Genomic DNA, 17774 nt, shown 5'->3' on the forward strand with positions numbered 1-17774 from the left:
CCGCCGCACCCTGTGGGGTGCGGCGGCCCTTCCCTTGGAACCGCCCTGGCGGGACGTCAGTGGACGTCTCCCATGAGCTCCTTGACCCGCTTGCGGTACATCCACACCGCGACACCGGCGACCACGGCGAGCGCGCCCTCGAAGGCCACGATGCCCGTCTTGTTGAGGTCGACGCCGGCGATGGAGAGCAGACCGGTCGTGGCGTCACCGGCGGTGACGGCCAGGAACCAGACACCCATCATCTGGGAGGCGTACTTCGCGGGCGCCATCTTCGTGGTGACGGAGAGGCCGACGGGGGAGAGCGTCAGCTCACCGACGGTCTGCACGAAGTAGATCGCCACCAGCCACAACGCGGCCGCCTTGTGACCGCCGTCGGCGATCGCCAGCGGGGCGAGGAACAGGAAGAAGGACGCGCCGACCAGGACCAGGCCCATCGCGAACTTCACCGCGGTGCTCGGCTCCTTGCCGCGCCGGGCGAGCGCCAGCCACGCCCAGGCGAAGACCGGGGCCAGCGCCATGATCAGCACCGGGTTCACGGACTGGTACCAGGAGACCGGGAACTCCCAGCCGAAGACCGTGTTCTTCGCCGACTCGTCGGCGAAGATCGACAGGGTCGAGCCGCCCTGGTCGTAGATCATCCAGAAGACGGCCGCGGCGACGAAGAACCAGATGTACGCGGACATCTTCGACTGCTCGACGCGGTCCAGGTTCTTGTCGCGCTTGATGCGGGCGATGACCAGGACCGGGATGATCAGGCCGGCCACGGTGATCGGGACCAGCAGCCAGTTCAGCGTGTAGTGGCCGGAGAAGCCGACGATCGCGTAGAAGACGACGGCGACGGCCGCCCAGAAGCCGGACTTGCGCAGCGTCGCGGCCTTCTCCGCGGCGGTCAGCGGCGTCGGGACGACACTGGAGCGCGCGTCGAGGTGGCGGTGGCCGAGCAGGAACTGGGCCAGGCCGAGGGCCATGCCGAGCGCGGCGAGCGCGAAGCCCAGGTGCCAGTTGACGTTCTCACCGACGGTGCCGATGATCAGCGGCGCGGCGAACGCGCCGAGGTTGATGCCGATGTAGAAGAGCGTGAAGCCACCGTCGCGGCGCGGGTCGTCCGGGCCGTCGTAGAGGTGGCCGACCATCGTCGAGATGTTGGCCTTCAGCAGACCGGAGCCGATCGCGACCAGACCGAGGCCCGCGTAGAAGGTGCCGGACGACGGCAGGGCCAGCGTGAGGTGGCCCACCATGATGACGATTCCGGCGACGGCGACGGTCTTGCGGGGACCCAGGACGCGGTCCGCGAACCAGCCGCCCGGCAGGGCGAGCAGGTAGACGAGCGACAGGTACACCGAGTAGATCGCGGTCGCGGTGGCCGCGCTCAGGTGCAGGCCACCCGGAGCGACCAGGTACAGCGGGAGCAGTGCCCTCATGCCGTAGTAGGAGAAACGCTCCCACATCTCCGTCATGAAGAGAGTGGCCAGTCCGCGGGGGTGGCCGAAGAAGGTCTTCTCGGAACCGGGGGTGCCCGGGGAGACCGAGTCCTTCGTCAGGCTGGACGCCATTGGTCGATCCTTGCTGCTCGGGACGCGCTGCTTGAGCGTTGCGCGCCCGGTGGGGGGCGGCCGGCACCGGCTGGTTCGCCTCATCCACCCCACGCCCACGGGGAGTCCGCTCCGGATCACGGAGCGGTGGACGGCGACCACCGGGATCCACGCCTCAATGCGCGTCACTGCGCTGAGGCCCGGCCACAGGTCATTCCTTTCGAGGCCGGCGAAGCCGGCCCGCACGCAAAAGAGACCTTCAGCGTGAAACCGCTCGCCGAAGGTCCCCGTGGTGCTAGAGGCGTTGATTCACCATACTTCAGGACACCGTCGCATATGGAAGGACTTGAGACAGGGATCACAGGTGATCACGGAACCGTGCGCGCACTTTCGAAGGCCCTTGCCAGGATGACATCCCCCGACCGCAGGTCCGTACCAAGATCGCGGCGAGCTTTGGGGGGCCTGCGTCACCGGACGCGGCGCAGCCGTGTCCGGCATGTCCCTGGGTAAGAAACCGCACGTGCGATCACACTTCGACGCCTGCCCGGGGCGGACTACCATCAGCTCATGACCCGTGTACTGCTCGCCGAGGACGACGCGTCCATCTCGGAGCCGCTGGCCCGCGCCCTGCGCCGGGAAGGGTACGAGGTCGAGGTGCGTGAGGACGGCCCCACCGCACTCGACGCAGGAATGCAGGGCGGCGTCGACCTGGTCGTGCTGGACCTGGGCCTGCCCGGCATGGACGGCCTCGAGGTGGCCCGCCGGCTGCGCGCCGAAGGCCACGCCGTCCCCATCCTCATCCTGACCGCGCGCGCCGACGAGGTGGACACCGTCGTCGGTCTGGACGCGGGCGCCGACGACTACGTCACCAAGCCCTTCCGGCTCGCCGAACTGCTGGCCCGCGTCCGCGCCCTGCTGCGGCGCGGCGCCGCCGAGCCGCAGCAGCCGCCCGCCACCCACGGTGTGCGCATCGACGTCGAGTCGCACCGCGCCTGGATGGGCGACGAGGAACTCCAGCTCACCGCCAAGGAGTTCGACCTGCTGAGGGTGCTCGTGCGCGACGCGGGCCGGGTCGTCACCCGCGACCAGCTGATGCGCGAGGTCTGGGACACCACCTGGTGGTCGTCGACCAAGACCCTCGACATGCACATCTCCTGGCTGCGCAAGAAGCTCGGCGACGACGCGGCGAACCCCCGCTACATCGCGACGGTACGAGGAGTGGGCTTCCGCTTCGAGAAGAGCTGAACGCCTTCTCGTCGTCCCGTCGGGTAACGCTAGGTAAGAGGACATGCGCCGTCGACTGATCCAGTCCACGCTGGCCGTGGTGCTCGTCGTCATCGCCGTCTTCGGCGTGTCCCTGGTGATCGTGGAGACCCGGACGATCAGCAACAGCGCCCAGGAGCGCGTGGACTCCGAGGCTCTGCGGCTGGCCAGCATCGTGGACAGCCGGCTGCTCGGCGAGGAGACCGTCAACGCGCAGATACTGCGCGGCCAGGTCGCGCAGGAACGCTACGCCCGGATCGTGATGCCGGGGGAGCGGACCATCGAGGTCGGCACCAAGCCGACCGGTGAGGTGATCCGCTCCACCGCGAAGGGCGAGGAGGGCGAGACGGTCACGGTCGAGGAGCCGCGCTCGTCCGTGACCCGGGAGGTCGGCCGCACGCTGCTGATCATCGGGGCGGTTGCGCTGCTGGCCGTCGTGGCCGCGGTGCTCCTCGCGGTCCGCCAGGCCAACCGCCTCGCCTCACCGCTCACCGACCTCGCGGAGACCGCCGAGCGCCTCGGCTCGGGCGACCCGCGCCCCCGGCACAAGCGGTACGGCGTGCCCGAGCTGGACCGGGTCGCGGACGTCCTGGACTCCTCCGCCGAACGCATCGGCCGGATGCTGACGGCCGAGCGGCGGCTGGCCGCCGACGCCTCCCACCAGCTCCGCACACCGCTGACCGCGCTGTCCATGCGGCTGGAGGAGATCACCCTCACCGACGACCCGGACACGGTGAAGGAGGAGGCGACCATCGCGCTCACGCAGGTGGAGCGCCTGACGGACGTGGTGGAGCGGCTCCTGACGAACGCCCGCGACCCCCGCACCGGCTCTGCCGTCTCCTTCGACCTCGACGAGGTCATCCAGCAGCAGCTCGCGGAGTGGCGCCCGGCGTACCGCGGTGTGGGCCGCGCCATCGTCAGTTCGGGCAAGCGTCATCTGCGGGCCGTCGGGACGCCGGGAGCGGTGGCCCAGGTGCTGGCGGCCCTGATCGAGAACTCGCTCATGCACGGCGGGGGCACGGTGGCGCTGCGTACCCGCGTCACCGGCAACCAGGCGGTCGTCGAGGTGACGGACGAGGGCCCCGGTGTCCCGGCCGACCTCGGGGCGCGAATTTTCGAGCGCACCATCAGCGGCCGCAACTCGACGGGCATCGGCCTCGCGGTGGCCCGGGACCTCGCGGAGGCGGACGGCGGCCGACTGGAGATGCTCCAGACCCAGCCGCCGGTGTTCGGCCTGTTCCTGTCCCGCACGCCGCTCAAGCGGCCGCCCGCGGACGATGAGGACGAGCCGACGGTGCGCTAGGGGAGCGCCGGGTCCGGTCGGTCCCGCACGGCCCCCGGCGCGGATCGGGTGCCTTCCCGACGCCGGCCGACGGGCCCCGTCACTGCCCCGGGTCAGTCCTGACGGGCTCCCTCACGGCCTCCGGGTCAGCCCTCACGGCCTCCGGGTCAGCCCTCACGGCCTCCGGGTCAGCCCTGACGGGCCCGGTCACCGCCCGGGTCGGCCCTGACGGGCTCCGTCACGGACGCGGGTCAGCCCGCCCACTGATCCGCGCGCTGCTTCTTCGACTCCGCCTTCAGCAGCGACTCCGCGTCGGCGACGGCCTCCCGCGCGGGCAGTGTCTTGAACACCCAGCTGCGGTAGGACCAGAACCGGAACAGCGTGGCGACGCCGATGCCGAGGAACTTGAAGATGTTGCTCTGCAACGGGCTGTCCCAGCCGAACCAGTACGTCGCCGCGTACAGCACGCCGTTCTCGATCACCAGGCCGACCACGCTGAACAGCAGGAACAGGGTCAGTTCCTTCGTACGGCCGCCCTTGTCACGGTCCCGGTACGTGAAGTAACGGAAGCCGATGTAGTTGAAGACGATGGCGACGACGGTGGCGATGACGCTGGCCCGTACGACGGGAAGGTCCGTCGTGTGGCGCACCAGGTTGAACACACCGAGATTCACCAGAAGCCCGGCGCCACCGACGGCGCCGAACTTCGCGACCTCGCGTACGAGTCGTCGCAGCCCCGAGGAACCGTGTTCCATGGCTGTGCGTGCCCCCGTCCGGGTCGGTTTACGTCAACCCAGCCATGCTAACCGCCCCCCTTCAGCCTTTCCTGTGGACGGGCTCACGGACGGGAAACAGTTCGGCGAGAAGCCGGGAAGGGCCGGGTATGAGGCGGGAAAGGGCACGGTAAGAGGTGCGGAATCCGGCCTTCCCGGCGTGGCCGATATCCTGGGGGCGTGACGTTCCCGGTAGTCGGCATGGTCGGCGGGGGCCAGCTCGCGCGTATGACACACGAGGCAGGCATCCCGCTCGGCATCAAGTTCAAGCTCCTCAGTGACACCCCACAGGATTCCGCGGCACAGGTCGTGAGCGATGTCGTCGTCGGCGACTATCGCGACCTGGACACGCTGCGCGCGTTCGCACGCGGGTGCGATGTGATCACGTTCGATCACGAGCATGTGCCCACCGAGCACCTCAGGGCCCTGGAGGCGGACGGCATCCCCGTCCGGCCGGGCCCCGACGCGCTCGTGCACGCCCAGGACAAGGGCGTGATGCGGGCGAGGCTCGACGCGATCGGCGTGCCGTGCCCGCGGCACCGCATCGTCACCGATCCTCAGGACGTGGCCGCCTTCGCGGCCGAGGGCGACGGCTTTCCCGTCGTCCTGAAGACCGTCCGCGGCGGGTACGACGGCAAGGGCGTGTGGGTCGTGGACTCCGTCGAGGAGGCCGCCGACCCCTTCCGGGCCGGCGTCGCGGTCCTCGCCGAGGAGAAGGTCGACTTCGTACGGGAGCTGGCGGCGAACGTCGTCCGCTCCCCGCACGGCCAGGCGGTCGCCTACCCGGTGGTCGAGTCCCGCCAGGTGAACGGCGTCTGCGACACGGTCATCGCCCCCGCCCCCGACCTCGACCCGGGCCTCGGGCTTCGGGCCGAGGAGATGGCGCTGCGCATCGCCAAGGAACTCGGTGTCGTCGGCCATCTCGCCGTCGAGCTGTTCCAGACGGCGGACGGCCGGATCCTCGTGAACGAACTCGCCATGCGCCCGCACAACTCGGGCCACTGGACCCAGGACGGCGCGATCACGTCCCAGTTCGCCAACCACGTCCGGGCCGTCCTCGACCTGCCCCTCGGCGATCCGCGCCCGCGGGCGCCGTGGACGGTCATGGTGAACGTCCTCGGCGGCGACTACCCGGACATGTACTCCGCGTACCTGCACTGCATGGCCCGCGACCCCCAGCTGAAGATCCACATGTACGGCAAGGACGTGAAACCCGGCCGCAAGGTCGGCCACGTCAATACCTACGGCGACGACCTCGACGACGTGCTGGAGCGCGCCCGTCACGCTGCCGGCTACCTGAGAGGCACGATCACCGAATGAGCCCAGTTGTAGGCATCGTCATGGGGTCGGACTCCGACTGGCCCGTCATGGAGGCCGCCGCCCAGGCCCTCGACGAGTTCGAGATCGCGTACGAGGTCGACGTGGTCTCCGCGCACCGCATGCCGCGCGAGATGATCGCGTACGGCGAGCAGGCCGCCGACCGGGGCATCAAGGTGATCATCGCGGGTGCGGGCGGCGCCGCCCATCTGCCCGGCATGCTGGCCTCGGTCACCCCGCTGCCGGTCATCGGGGTCCCGGTGCCGCTGAAGTACCTGGACGGCATGGACTCGCTGCTGTCGATCGTGCAGATGCCGGCCGGGGTCCCGGTCGCGACCGTCTCCGTCGCCGGTGCCCGCAACGCGGGGCTGCTCGCGGCCCGTATCCTCGCCGCTCACGACGAGGACCTGCTGGCCCGGATGCGGGACTTCCAGCAGGAGCTGAACGACCAGGCCACCGAGAAGGGCAAGCGTCTGCGTGCCAAGGTCGACGGCGCCGGCAACGGCTTCGGTTTCGGGAAGTGAGCCGATGACCTCCCTCGACGAAGCCCGCGCGCTCCTCGCCGAATTCCCGGTCGTGGACGGTCACAACGACCTCCCCTGGGCCCTGCGCGAACAGGTCCGCTACGACCTCGACGCCCGCGACATCGCCACCCACCAGAACGCCCATCTGCACACCGACATCCCCCGCCTGCGCGAGGGCGGCGTCGGCGCGCAGTACTGGTCGGTCTACGTCCGCTCGGACCTGCCCGACGCGGTGCCCTCGACGCTGGAACAGATCGACTGCGTACGGCAGTTGCTCGACCGTCACCCGCAGGACCTGCGGCAGGCGCTGACGGCGGCGGACATGGAGGCCGCGCGGTCCGAGGGCCGTATCGCCTCCCTCATGGGCGCGGAGGGCGGCCACTCGATCGCCAACTCCCTCGGCACGCTGCGGGGGTTGTACGACCTCGGTGTGCGTTACCTGACCCTCACCCACAACGACAACGTGGCGTGGGCGGACTCGGCGACCGACAAGCCGGCGGTCGGCGGTCTGTCCGCCTTCGGCCGCGAGGTGGTCCGGGAGATGAACCGCCTGGGCATGCTCGTCGACCTCTCCCATGTGGCGGCGACGACCATGCGCGACGCGCTGGACACCTCGTCCGCGCCGGTGATCTTCTCGCACTCCTCGTCCCGGGCCGTCTGCGACCACCCGCGCAACATCCCGGACGACATCCTGGAACGGCTGCCCGCCAACGGCGGCATCGCCATGGTGACGTTCGTGCCCAAGTTCGTGCTCCAGGCGGCGGTCGACTGGACGGCCGCGGCCGACGCGAACATGCGCGCCCACGGTTTCCACCACCTGGACACCACGGCCGAGGCGATGCGGGTCCACCAGGCCTTCGAGGAGAGCACCCCGCGTCCCGTCGCCACGGTCGCGACGGTCGCCGACCACCTCGACCACATGCGCGAGGTCGCCGGCATCGACCACCTCGGCATCGGCGGCGACTACGACGGCACGGCGTTCACCCCCGACGGCCTGAACGACGTCTCCGGCTACCCCAACCTGATCGCCGAGCTCCTCGACCGCGGCTGGTCCAGGCCGGACCTGGCCAAGCTGACCTGGCAGAACTCGGTCCGGGTGCTGGGCGCGGCCGAGGACGTCGCGCGCGGCCTGCGGGCCACCCGCGCGCCCTCCAACGCGACGATCGAGTCTCTCGACGGCTGACGGCTGACGGCTGACGGCTGACGCACGGGGCGGGGTGGCGGAGCGCGTCCGCCACCCCGCCCCGGCGAAGCCTGCCGGGCGGCCCGGTCGACCGGACGGTCAGCAGGCGCAGAGGCAGAACGGGTGCCCGGCCGGGTCCGCGTAGACCCGGAAGGTGCGCGAGCGGTCCTCGGCGTCCAGCGGCCGTGCGCCGAGCGCCAGGACCCCCTTCTCGGCCACGTCCAGGTCCTCGACGGTCAGGTCCAGGTGGAACTGCTGCGAGCCGTCGGGCGCGGGCCACTTCGGCGGTACGTGTCCCGGCGCGGCCTGGAACGCCAGCGTCTGGGCGTCGTTCACCCTCAGGTCGACCCAGTCGTCGTGTTCCTCCACGGTGCCGCCGAGCACCGCGGCGTAGAAACCGGCCAGGGCCCGGGGGTCGGGACAGTCCAGGACGACGACGTCCAGCTTGGCGAGCGCCATGACTTCCTCCTCGATCGGCGTTGTCCGTGCGGGTGGTGCGGGCGCACCCATTGCAGGCGTCACCCATGGCATCCGTTACCCATTGGGGCGGGTAACCGGTAACCGTTACCTCATGCTGCCGCACAGGAGGTAACGTCACAAGGGAAATACCGGGAGTCGGGAGGTGGTGTGCCGCGATGAGTGAGAGATCGCCCGCACCGGGCGGCCTGGTGTTGATCGAGTCCCTGGTGAACACGCTGGACATCGAGACGGGCGCCGACGCCCTCGACACGCCCGCCGCCATGGCGCGCTTCGCCCTCGCCCAGGACGACCTGCCGGCCGCCCGCGACCTGCGGGAAGCGCTGCGCACGGCGCTGCTCGCGCACGCGGGCCATCCGCCGTATCGCGAGGCGCCCCCACTGGGAGCCCTGCTGGCGGCGGCACCGCTCTACGTGACGGTCGACGAGCGGGACGGCTCCGCCCGGATCGCCCCCGGCGCCGAGGCGCCGCTGCTGTCCCGGGTCGCGGCCGCCGTGGCGGAGTCCCTGGTCGCGGGCACCTGGAGCCGGCTGAAGGCCTGCGAGGCCGCGACCTGCCACTGGGCGTACTACGACCGCAGCCCGGCCGGCCGGGGCCGCTGGTGCTCGATGTCGGTGTGCGGGGCCCGCGCGAAGATGCGCCGGTACCGGGCCAAGGAGGTCGTCAAGGAGCGGTAAGGGTCTGGCAAGGGCGACCGACGCACAGGTGGTTCCCGCGTCACGGGGCGGCCGGGTGCGGCAGAATGCAGCAAGATGCCGGTTCGGCCGACTGAGCCTCGGCCGAACCGGCATCGCCGGTCCGGCCTGCTGGGACGGGCGTACGGGCAGCCCGTACGCGGGGACCGCTCGCACCGACGACCGGTCTGCTCGTCCCCGGCGGACCGTGTCGGGGAGACCTTCGGCGGCGGTCGTTTCGGGCAGGGCCCTTGCCGGAGGACCGTCTCAGGCGGTCGGGCGTCCCATCGCCCGGTACGTCCAGCCGGCCTTGCGCCACAGCTCGGGGTCGAGCGCGTTGCGTCCGTCGAGGATCAGCCGGGCCGCCGCGACCTCGCCGAGCTCCGCCGGGTCCAGCTCCCGGAACTCCCGCCACTCGGTCAGGTGCAGGACGACGTCGGCGCCCCGCACCGCCTCCAGCGCCGAGTCGGCGTAGCCCAGCGTCGGGAAGACCCGGCGCGCGTTGGTCATGCCCTTGGGGTCGTAGACGGTCACCTGGCCGCCCTGGAGGTGTATCTGACCGGCGACGTTCAGCGCGGGGGAGTCCCGTACGTCGTCCGAGTCGGGCTTGAAGGTGGCGCCGAGCACGGCGACCCGCTTGCCCAGGAAGGGACCGCCGCCCAGCGCCTGCCGGGCCAGCTCCACCATCTGTCCGCGCTGGCGCATGTTGATGGAGTCGATCTCGCGCAGGAAGGTCAGCGCCTGGTCGGCACCGAGCTCACCGGCGCGCGCCATGAACGCCCGGATGTCCTTCGGCAGACAGCCGCCGCCGAAGCCGATCCCGGCCCGCAGGAACTTCTTGCCGATCCGGTCGTCGTGCCCGATCGCCTCCGCCAGCTTGGCGACATCACCGCCCGCCGCCTCGCACACCTCCGCCATCGCGTTGATGAAGGAGATCTTGGTGGCGAGGAAGGAGTTCGCGGAGGTCTTCACGAGCTCGGCGGTGGGGAAGTCGGTGACGACGAACGGCGACCCCTCGCCGACGGGGGTGGCGTACACCTGCCGCAGCAGCTTCTCCGCGCGTTCGCTGCGCACGCCCACCACGATCCGGTCGGGGTGCAGGGTGTCCTGGACGGCGAAGCCCTCGCGCAGGAACTCCGGGTTCCAGGCCAGTTCGGCGTCCGGGCCGGCCGGCGCGAGCTCGGCGATCATGCGGGCCAGCCGGTCCGCGGAGCCGACGGGCACGGTGGACTTGCCGACGACGAGCGCGGGACGGGCCAGATGCGGCGCGAGCGAGGCGACGGCGGAGTCGACGTACGACATGTCGCAGGCGTACTCGCCGTGCTTCTGCGGGGTGTTCACACAGACGAAGTGGATGTCGCCGAACGCCCCGACCTCCGCCCAGTCCTGGGTGAAGCGCAGTCGTCCGGTGCTGCCCTCGAACCCGGCGACATGCCGCCGCAGCAGCTCTTCGAGTCCCGGCTCGTACATCGGGGTCTCGCCCCGCTCCAGCATCTCGATCTTCTCGCGCACGATGTCGAGCGCGAGAACGTCGAAGCCGAGCTCGGCCATGGCCGCGGCGTGCGTGGCGCCGAGATAACCGGTGCCGATCACGGTGATCTTGAGGGCGGCCATGCATGCTCCAGGGTTGTATGGCGTCGGATGCGCGGACCGAGCATAGTCGGGGCACGTGGCGCGGCTTCAACCGGCAGATTTCCCGCTGTCGCCAAGCTCACGTATCTGTCCCGTGGGCGTACCCCTAAAATTTGGGTTACTTAACGGTAATTAGCGCAGTGTCCTTGGAGCGTGAGAGACCTTGGCCGGATCGGCTGACTTCGACCTGTACCGCCCGTCCGAGGAGCACGACATGCTCCGCGACGCCATTCGCTCGCTGGCCGACGCGAAGATCGCGCCGTACGCCGCCGCGGTGGACGAGGAAGCCCGTTTCCCGCAGGAGGCGCTCGACGCGCTGGTCGCGGGCGATCTGCACGCCGTGCACGTCCCCGAGTCGTACGGCGGCGCCGGCGCGGACGCGCTGGCGACGGTGATCGTGATCGAGGAGGTGGCGCGGGCGTGCGCGTCCTCCTCGCTGATCCCGGCGGTGAACAAGCTCGGCTCGCTCCCGGTGATCCTCTCCGGCGGCGAGGACCTCAAGAAGAAGTACCTGACCCCGCTCGCCAAGGGTGAGGGGATGTTCTCGTACTGCCTCTCCGAGCCCGACGCGGGCTCCGACGCGGCCGGCATGAAGACGAAGGCCGTCCGTGACGGTGACGACTACGTCCTCAACGGCGTGAAGCGCTGGATCACCAACGCGGGCGTCTCCGAGTTCTACACGGTGATGGCGGTCACGGACCCGACGAAGCGCTCGAAGGGCATCTCGGCCTTCGTGGTCGAGAAGTCGGACGAGGGTGTCTCCTTCGGCGCCCCGGAGAAGAAGCTCGGCATCAAGGGCTCCCCTACCCGTGAGGTCTACCTCGACAACGTCCGCATCCCCGCGGACCGCATGATCGGCGAGGAGGGCACCGGCTTCGCCACGGCGATGAAGACCCTGGACCACACCCGCATCACCATCGCCGCCCAGGCCCTCGGCATCGCCCAGGGCGCCCTCGACTACGCCAAGGGCTACGTCCAGGAGCGCAAGCAGTTCGGCAAGCCGATCGCCGACTTCCAGGGCATCCAGTTCATGCTCGCCGACATGGCCATGAAGATCGAGGCCGCACGCCAGCTGACGTACGCGGCCGCCGCCAAGTCGGAGCGGGGTGACAAGGACCTCACCTTCCAGGGCGCGGCCGCCAAGTGCTTCGCCTCGGACGTGGCCATGGAGGTCACCACGGACGCGGTCCAGCTGCTGGGCGGCTACGGCTACACCCGCGACTACCCGGTCGAGCGCATGATGCGCGACGCGAAGATCACCCAGATCTACGAGGGCACGAACCAGGTCCAGCGCATCGTGATGGCGCGCAACCTGCCGTAACCCCGCACGCACGCCCCACGCACGCCCCACGCGCGCCCCACGCGGGGCTCGCGCACAACGAAGCCCCCGGCACGCCGCCGGGGGCTTCCGTGTCTTCGTGGCTGTTCCGGGCCGGTCCTCGGCGGGTCCCGGACCGTCCCGGACCGGCGCTCGGCCGGTCGATCGGTCAGCCTCAGTCCGTGATGCCCTCCGCCGCGCGGCGTTCCCGCAGCTCCATGATCGCCCTGCGGCGGGCGAGGCGGTGGGTACGGCGGATCTGGGCCTCCTGGCAGCGACGCTCGTCACGTTCCGTCTCGGGCAGCACCGGCGGTACCCGGCGCGGCTTGCCCTCGGCGTCCACCGCGGCGAACACCAGGTACGCCGAGCCGACCTGGCTGGCCGGGGTGGACTCGTTCCAACGCTCGGCCAGGACCCGCACCCCGACCTCCATCGAGGTCCGGCCGGTCCAGTTGACCTGGGCCTTCACGTGCACGAGGTCGCCGACGCGGACCGGCTCCAGGAACACCATCTCGTCCATGGACGCCGTGACGGCGGGGCCACCGCTGTGCCGGCCGGCCACCGCGCCCGCCGCGTCGTCGACCAGCTTCATGATCACCCCGCCGTGCACCGTGCCCAGGAGGTTGGTGTCGTTGTGGGTCATGATGTGGCTGAGGGTGGTGCGGGACGCGGAAGTCGGCCTGCCGGGTATGCCCGGCGTCTCCGACTCCAGTGCAAGAGCCTGGTCTGTCATGACCCCCACCCTATGCGGAGGTGACAACCCGGGAATTTGTGTCAGCTTGGCAACAGCGGGGCTGTGATTTTCCGACGACCCTTGTAAGCCACATGGGGGATCCCTGCACACTGGGGCCCATGAGCGATTGGCCCGAGGCATGGTCCGACGAAAACGGTGGCCGCCAGTACGGACGCGGCAGCGCGAACGCACAGCCCGAGAGTGCGCGCGTGATGCGGCAGGTCCGTCGTGGCCCTACGGCTCCGCCCGGACAGGGCGGCGGCTACGGTCCCGGTCCGTCCGCGCCGCCGTACGGAGGCGGCGTCCCGCAGCAGCCGTCGTACACCGACGGCCAGGGCTATGACGACGGCCAGGGCTACGACAGCGGCTACAACACGGGCCACGTCTACGGCGCGCCGGGTGGCGGCGGTCCCGGTGGTCCGGAGGGCCCCGGTGCGTACGGGGCGCGGCCCCGGCCGAACTGGCGCCGCCGTATCAAGTGGACGGCGATCACCGTGGTGACCGTGCTCGCGGTGACGACGATCGGCACGTACTTCTGGGCCGACGGCAAGCTGCGGCGCGAGGTCGACCTGTCGACGGTCATCGACCGGCCCGAGGCGGGCGACGGCACGAACTACCTCATCGTCGGCTCCGACAGCCGTGAGGGCCTGTCGGCCGCCGACAAGAAGGCGCTGCACACCGGTTCCGCCGAGGGCAAGCGCACCGACTCGATGATGATCCTGCACGTCGGCGGCAACGGCGACACGCTGATCTCGCTGCCCCGAGACTCGGACGTGGAGATACCGACGTACCAGGGCTCCGAGTCCGGCAAGACCTTCAAGGGCACGGGCCGGCACAGGAAGCTGAACGCGGCGTACGCCGAGGACGGGCCGACGCTGCTGGTGCGCACGGTCGAGTTCAACACCGGCCTGCACATCGACCACTACGTGGAGATCGGCTTCAACGGCTTCGCGAGCATCGTGGACGCGGTCGGCGGCGTGGACATCACCATCGACAAGGCGTTCAAGGACAAGTACTCGGGCGCCGACTTCAAGGCCGGCAAGCAGACCCTGAACGGCGAGGAGGCCCTGGCCTTCGTGCGTACCCGGCACGCCTTCGCCGCGTCCGACCTGGAGCGCACGAAGAACCAGCAGAAGTTCCTCGCCGCGCTGGCCCACCAGGTGGCCACCCCCTCGACGGTCCTGAACCCCTTCAAGCTCTACCCGACCATGGGCGCGGGCCTGGACTCCCTGATCGTCGACAAGGACATGGGTCTGTGGGACCTGGGCTCCATGTTCTTCGCGATGAAGGGCGTCAACGGCGGCGACGGCGTCTCGATGAACATGCCGATCTCGGGTTCCTCCGGCGGCAACCTCGTCTGGGACAAGGCCAAGGTCAAGACGTTGGTGAACGAGCTGAACAACGACGAGAAGGTCACGGTGTCGAGTGACTGACCCGACCGGCGCGGCCGCCTCGCCCGGGCACAGAAGGCCGTTCGACGCGGTGCTGTGCGACGTCGACAACGTCGTACGGCACTTCGACCCGTCCGGTCTGGAGGCGCTGGAGCGCGCCGCCGGACTGGCCGAGGGCACCACGATGAAGGTGGCCTTCGCACCGGAGGTCGACCTGCCGGTACTGCTGGGCCTGGCCACCGAGCAGGAGTGGGTGGAGTCCATCGCCCAGGGCCTGGCCGGGCTGGTGCCCGAGGCGACGGCCTGGGAGCTCGGCACCGCCCTGCTGGAGTCGCCCTTCCACGCCGACGACGCGGTGGTGTCCCTGCTGCGCCGGGTCCGCACCCGGGTGCCGCTGGTCCTCGTGACCAACGCCACGCTGGGTCTGGAGGCCGACCTCGAGTCGCTCGGGCTGACCGACCTCGCCGACCACGTCGTCAGCAGCGCCCGGGTGGGCCTCGCCAAGCCCGACCCCCGCATCCTCGAACTCGCGGCGGCCCGGGCGGGCGTCCGTCTCGACCGGTGCCTGTTCGTCGACGACACCGCGGAGAACGTCGAGGCGGCGGCCGCCCTGGGCATGCGGACCGTGCACTTCCGTACGGCGCCGGACCTGGCGCGGGCCCTGGAGCCGCTGTTCGGCTGACCGGGCGCGGCTACGCCGTCCCGTGTCCCAGCAGCGCCGTGTGCGGCAGCGTCAGCAGGCCGTCGCCGTCGGTGACCCCGGCGGCCAGGCGGTCGTACTCCCGCCTGATGAGGGCGACGGTCTTCGGGGTCTGCGAGGTGACGACGCGCCCGATCGTGGCGATCCCGGCGGCGGCGCCGCCCCACCACTCCTCCACGCCCGCCCGGTGCTCCCAGTGCAGCGTGCCGCCCTCGGCCGCCGCGAGACCTGCGTCCGTCAGCAGTCCGGCGAGACCCTCCGGGGTCCGGGGGAAGTCCTCGGCCGGGTCGAGGCGGGGCAGATACGCCGGCGGTACGGCCCCGGCGGCCTCGCAGGCCCGTCCCAGCAACTCCATCCCGGCCTGGCCCCCGCCCGCCCACAGCGTCACCGCGAGCCGCCCGCCCGGCCGCAGCACCCGCCGCAACTCGGCGAGCGCGGCCCGCGGGCGGCCGACGTGGTTGACGACGAAGTTCCCCACGACGGCGTCGAACTCGCCGTCCGGGAAGGGCAGGCCGGGCAGCACGGCTACCCGCGCGTCGATCCCCCGGCCACGGGCCGCCGCCACCATCCCGGCGTCGGCGTCCACGGCACGCACCCGCGCCCCGCGCGCCCGGGCCGCCACCGCCGCCGTACCCGTGCCGGTCCCGGTGTCGAGGACGTACGTCCCCGCGGTCACGCCCGCCGCGTCCAGCAGCGCCCCGACCGGGTGCGCGCACAGCCGGGCGAAACTCGCCGCGTACGCCGTCGCCCGCCCGTCCCACATCGCCCGCTCGGCCGCGTCGAAGGCCTCCGTCGCACTGATCACGCGGCCGGCCTGCCACGACGCGACGAGGGCACCCCGCGGGGTGCCCTCGAAGCCGGTCGGGCCGACGTCCTGTGCGGGCCGACCTCATGTGCCGGCCGACGTCACATCCGGACGCTCGCCATCGAGCGGCACGACTCGGCGCAGCGGCGACAGGACTCGGCGCAGCGCATCAGCTGCTCGTCGTCCGGCATGGACATACACGCCTCGGCGCACATGTCGCAGGCCTTCGCGCACATGGCGCACATCTCGGCGGACATCGGCGAGCGGCGCATCATCATGTCGGCGCACATGCGGGTCATCTCGGAGCAGTCCATCAGCGCGCGCATGATCTGCATCTGGGCCTGGTCGCCCTTGTGCAGGCAGGAGCTCATGGTCTCCTCGCACGTCGTGTGGCAGGCCATGCAGGCCTCGACGCAGTCCTGCATCTCCTTGCTCATGGCTGTCATGGTTCCGGGCTGGGTCATGGCTTCTCCCAGGGGCTGAGAGGGGCCCGGGCGCGGGCCCCGTTCCCTTCCGTCGTACGCCTCCCGGCCGCCCCTCGCCATCGGGGCCCGACCGGACCGGGCCGGCCTGCCCCCACGCCGTGATCGCGTACGGCGTGACCGACGCGCCCTCACCCGCCGCTACGCGCACCCGACCTCGTCACCCCGGGCCGCCTCGAACCGGCCCCGGTACTGCTGGTCCTCCGCCCGCACCTTCCGCACCTCCCGGAAGTCCGACCCGGCGATCACCCTCAGTACGGCCCCCTGGTCGGGCACCGGCCGCAGTTCGCTGCCCGGCAGGGCGGCCGCGAGGGACTTCGCCGAGCGGTCCCAGCGGGGGTCGTAGGCGATGACCGTGCGCGCGACGGCGCGGTCGGCGGCGTTCACGGGACGGTGGGTGGTGCGGAAGCCGGTGGCGGCCAGGGCGGCGTCCACACGCCTGCCGAGCCCGGCGGTGCCGGTGCCGTTCTCCACCTGGACCCGGATCTGCTGCGGTGCCACCGCCACCCGCACCGCCGTGCTGCGGGGACGGGGAGCGGCCAGGGGGTGGTCGTCGCGCAGGGCCTGGAAGAGGCGCCCGGACCTGACGGGGTCCCACTTCAGCGTCGAGCCGATGCCCTTGACGGCGTATCCCATCTGACCGATGGGCACGGTGGTGAACTCCGAGGAGGACGGCGAGAAGTCGCGCATCGCCCGGCCGAGGTCCAGCAGTTCGTCCGTGCCGAAGCCCTTGTCCGCGCGCACCGAGCTCAGCACCGCCCGGGTGACGTCCCGGAACCGGATCGGGTTCAGCAGCACCCCGGAGGACGTGGCCCGGTCCACCAACGCCGCCAGGAAGCGCTGCTGGCGCTGCATCCGGCCGAGGTCGGAGGCGCCGTCGACGTGCCGGGAGCGGACGTACTGGAGGGCCTGCCCGCCGTTCAGCGTGTGGGCGCCGGCCGGGAGGTCGAGTCCGGTGTAGGAGTCCTTCAGCGGCTGGGTGGTGCAGATCCGCACACCGCCGAGCACGTCCACCGTCTTCATGAAGCTGGTGAAGTCGACCTCCAGATAGTGGTCGATCTTCACATGGGTCATGTTCTCGACCGTGCGCACGGTCAGCTGCGGCCCGCCCTCCGCGTACGCGGCGTTCAGCTTGAGCGAGTGGCTGCTGTGCTCCTTGCCGGTGGTCTGGTCGGTGTGCGCGGGCGTGTCGGCGTAGCTGTCGCGCGGCAGGCTCACCACGCTGGCCCGCCGCCGGTCCTCCGAGATGTGCACGATCATGATCGTGTCGGTGCAGTGGCAGGGCGCGCCGCCGAGCCGGTACGCGCGCCGCTCGGCCTCGGTGATCTTCTCGCGGCCGTCGGTGCCGACCAGCAGGACGTTCATGCCGTGGCCCGCGCGGGGGCGGTTCTTCATGTCCTTGAAGGGGTCGACCCGGGCGATGCCCGCGTCGAGGCTCGCGACCACGGAGTGCCCGATCCCGGCGGCGGCGAGCACCACCACCGACAGCGTCGTCACCGCCCGCATGGCCCAGCGCGGCTTCCTGCGCCGTACGGGTGGCCGCGGCGGGCGGCGGGACGGCTGCGGGCGGCGCTGCGGCCGGGCGGGCGAGCGGGGCGGTGTGGGCAAGGGGACACCTCCGGACGAGGGCCGTACGTGGGATCCGTGGAAACAGTAGGCCGATACGATCTGTCGCCCGGGTCAGTGCC

At 71.1% G+C, this 17774-nt stretch carries 17 protein-coding genes; 9 read left to right on the forward strand and 8 right to left on the reverse strand.

Annotated elements, in window-relative coordinates:
• Positions 1-56: 56 nt before the first annotated feature.
• Complete coding sequence (locus ACFV0T_RS35845) at positions 57-1553, reverse strand: oligopeptide:H+ symporter (protein ID WP_385788731.1); 1497 nt, start codon at positions 1551-1553, stop codon at positions 57-59.
• 546 nt (positions 1554-2099) lie between these two features.
• Here ACFV0T_RS35845 and ACFV0T_RS35850 point away from each other — a divergent pair.
• Positions 2100-2777, forward strand: coding sequence for a response regulator transcription factor (locus ACFV0T_RS35850; RefSeq protein ID WP_064533465.1), 678 nt, complete (start codon positions 2100-2102; stop codon positions 2775-2777).
• 43 nt (positions 2778-2820) lie between these two features.
• Positions 2821-4098: an ATP-binding protein gene (locus tag ACFV0T_RS35855; protein ID WP_385788733.1), complete on the forward strand. Its 1278-nt coding sequence runs from the start codon at positions 2821-2823 to the stop codon at positions 4096-4098.
• Between the two features lie 230 nt (positions 4099-4328).
• Here the strand turns inward: ACFV0T_RS35855 and ACFV0T_RS35860 are convergent, their stop codons facing one another.
• Positions 4329-4832 carry a GtrA family protein gene (locus ACFV0T_RS35860; RefSeq protein ID WP_385788735.1) on the reverse strand — a complete coding sequence of 168 codons (504 nt, stop codon included), beginning with the start codon at positions 4830-4832 and terminating at the stop codon, positions 4329-4331.
• Positions 4833-5030: 198 nt separating this feature from the next.
• On the opposite strand from ACFV0T_RS35860, the gene ACFV0T_RS35865 reads away from it, so the two are divergent.
• From ACFV0T_RS35865 to ACFV0T_RS35875, 3 genes are read left to right on the forward strand one after another with little or no spacing between them, the layout of a single operon-like run.
• Positions 5031-6170 carry a 5-(carboxyamino)imidazole ribonucleotide synthase gene (locus tag ACFV0T_RS35865; protein WP_385788737.1) on the forward strand — a complete coding sequence of 380 codons (1140 nt, stop codon included), beginning with the start codon at positions 5031-5033 and terminating at the stop codon, positions 6168-6170.
• Positions 6167-6691 carry a 5-(carboxyamino)imidazole ribonucleotide mutase gene (gene purE / locus ACFV0T_RS35870; RefSeq protein ID WP_385788739.1) on the forward strand — a complete coding sequence of 175 codons (525 nt, stop codon included), beginning with the start codon at positions 6167-6169 and terminating at the stop codon, positions 6689-6691. Before ACFV0T_RS35865 ends, purE begins: the two co-directional genes overlap by 4 nt.
• Before the next feature lie 4 nt (positions 6692-6695).
• Positions 6696-7874, forward strand: coding sequence for a dipeptidase (locus tag ACFV0T_RS35875; RefSeq protein ID WP_385788741.1), 1179 nt, complete (start codon positions 6696-6698; stop codon positions 7872-7874).
• Between the two features lie 99 nt (positions 7875-7973).
• On the opposite strand, the gene ACFV0T_RS35880 is transcribed toward ACFV0T_RS35875, so the two are convergent.
• On the reverse strand, positions 7974-8333 hold the full coding sequence (locus tag ACFV0T_RS35880) for a VOC family protein (RefSeq protein ID WP_385788743.1): 360 nt from the start codon (positions 8331-8333) through the stop codon (positions 7974-7976).
• 176 nt (positions 8334-8509) lie between these two features.
• Here ACFV0T_RS35880 and ACFV0T_RS35885 point away from each other — a divergent pair, with 176 nt between their 5' ends.
• Positions 8510-9028 carry a CGNR zinc finger domain-containing protein gene (locus ACFV0T_RS35885; RefSeq protein ID WP_385788745.1) on the forward strand — a complete coding sequence of 173 codons (519 nt, stop codon included), beginning with the start codon at positions 8510-8512 and terminating at the stop codon, positions 9026-9028.
• A gap of 264 nt (positions 9029-9292) precedes the next feature.
• Here the strand turns inward: ACFV0T_RS35885 and ACFV0T_RS35890 are convergent, their stop codons facing one another.
• On the reverse strand, positions 9293-10639 hold the full coding sequence (locus ACFV0T_RS35890) for a UDP-glucose dehydrogenase family protein (RefSeq protein WP_385788746.1): 1347 nt from the start codon (positions 10637-10639) through the stop codon (positions 9293-9295).
• Between the two features lie 181 nt (positions 10640-10820).
• Between ACFV0T_RS35890 and ACFV0T_RS35895 the strand changes: the two genes are divergently transcribed.
• Positions 10821-11978 (forward strand): acyl-CoA dehydrogenase, encoded by a 1158-nt coding sequence (locus tag ACFV0T_RS35895; protein ID WP_385788748.1) that lies wholly within the window; start codon positions 10821-10823, stop codon positions 11976-11978.
• A 172-nt stretch (positions 11979-12150) separates the two neighbouring features.
• Here the strand turns inward: ACFV0T_RS35895 and ACFV0T_RS35900 are convergent, their stop codons facing one another.
• Positions 12151-12708 carry an acyl-CoA thioesterase gene (locus ACFV0T_RS35900; protein WP_385788749.1) on the reverse strand — a complete coding sequence of 186 codons (558 nt, stop codon included), beginning with the start codon at positions 12706-12708 and terminating at the stop codon, positions 12151-12153.
• Between the two features lie 119 nt (positions 12709-12827).
• Between ACFV0T_RS35900 and ACFV0T_RS35905 the strand changes: the two genes are divergently transcribed.
• Together ACFV0T_RS35905 and ACFV0T_RS35910 are read left to right on the forward strand one after the other, a co-directional pair.
• Positions 12828-14141, forward strand: a complete 1314-nt coding sequence (locus tag ACFV0T_RS35905) for an LCP family protein (RefSeq protein ID WP_385788751.1) — start codon at positions 12828-12830, stop codon at positions 14139-14141.
• A complete protein-coding gene (locus ACFV0T_RS35910; protein WP_385788753.1) occupies positions 14134-14781 on the forward strand; it encodes an HAD family hydrolase in 648 nt (215 codons plus the stop codon). Before ACFV0T_RS35905 ends, ACFV0T_RS35910 begins: the two co-directional genes overlap by 8 nt.
• A gap of 10 nt (positions 14782-14791) precedes the next feature.
• Here the strand turns inward: ACFV0T_RS35910 and ACFV0T_RS35915 are convergent, their stop codons facing one another.
• The 3 genes from ACFV0T_RS35915 to ACFV0T_RS35925 all read right to left on the reverse strand — a co-directional run bounded on the left by ACFV0T_RS35915 (position 14792) and on the right by ACFV0T_RS35925 (position 17592).
• Positions 14792-15562, reverse strand: a complete 771-nt coding sequence (locus ACFV0T_RS35915) for a class I SAM-dependent methyltransferase (protein ID WP_385788805.1) — start codon at positions 15560-15562, stop codon at positions 14792-14794.
• 143 nt (positions 15563-15705) lie between these two features.
• Entirely contained in the window at positions 15706-16068 is a 363-nt protein-coding gene (locus ACFV0T_RS35920; protein ID WP_385788755.1) for a four-helix bundle copper-binding protein, read from the reverse strand.
• A 159-nt stretch (positions 16069-16227) separates the two neighbouring features.
• Complete coding sequence (locus ACFV0T_RS35925; RefSeq protein ID WP_385788807.1) at positions 16228-17592, reverse strand: LCP family protein; 1365 nt, start codon at positions 17590-17592, stop codon at positions 16228-16230.
• Between the last annotated feature and the right edge of the window lie 182 nt (positions 17593-17774).

The organism is Streptomyces sp. NPDC059582, from assembly GCF_042735715.1.
In the GTDB taxonomy this organism is placed as follows: domain Bacteria; phylum Actinomycetota; class Actinomycetes; order Streptomycetales; family Streptomycetaceae; genus Streptomyces.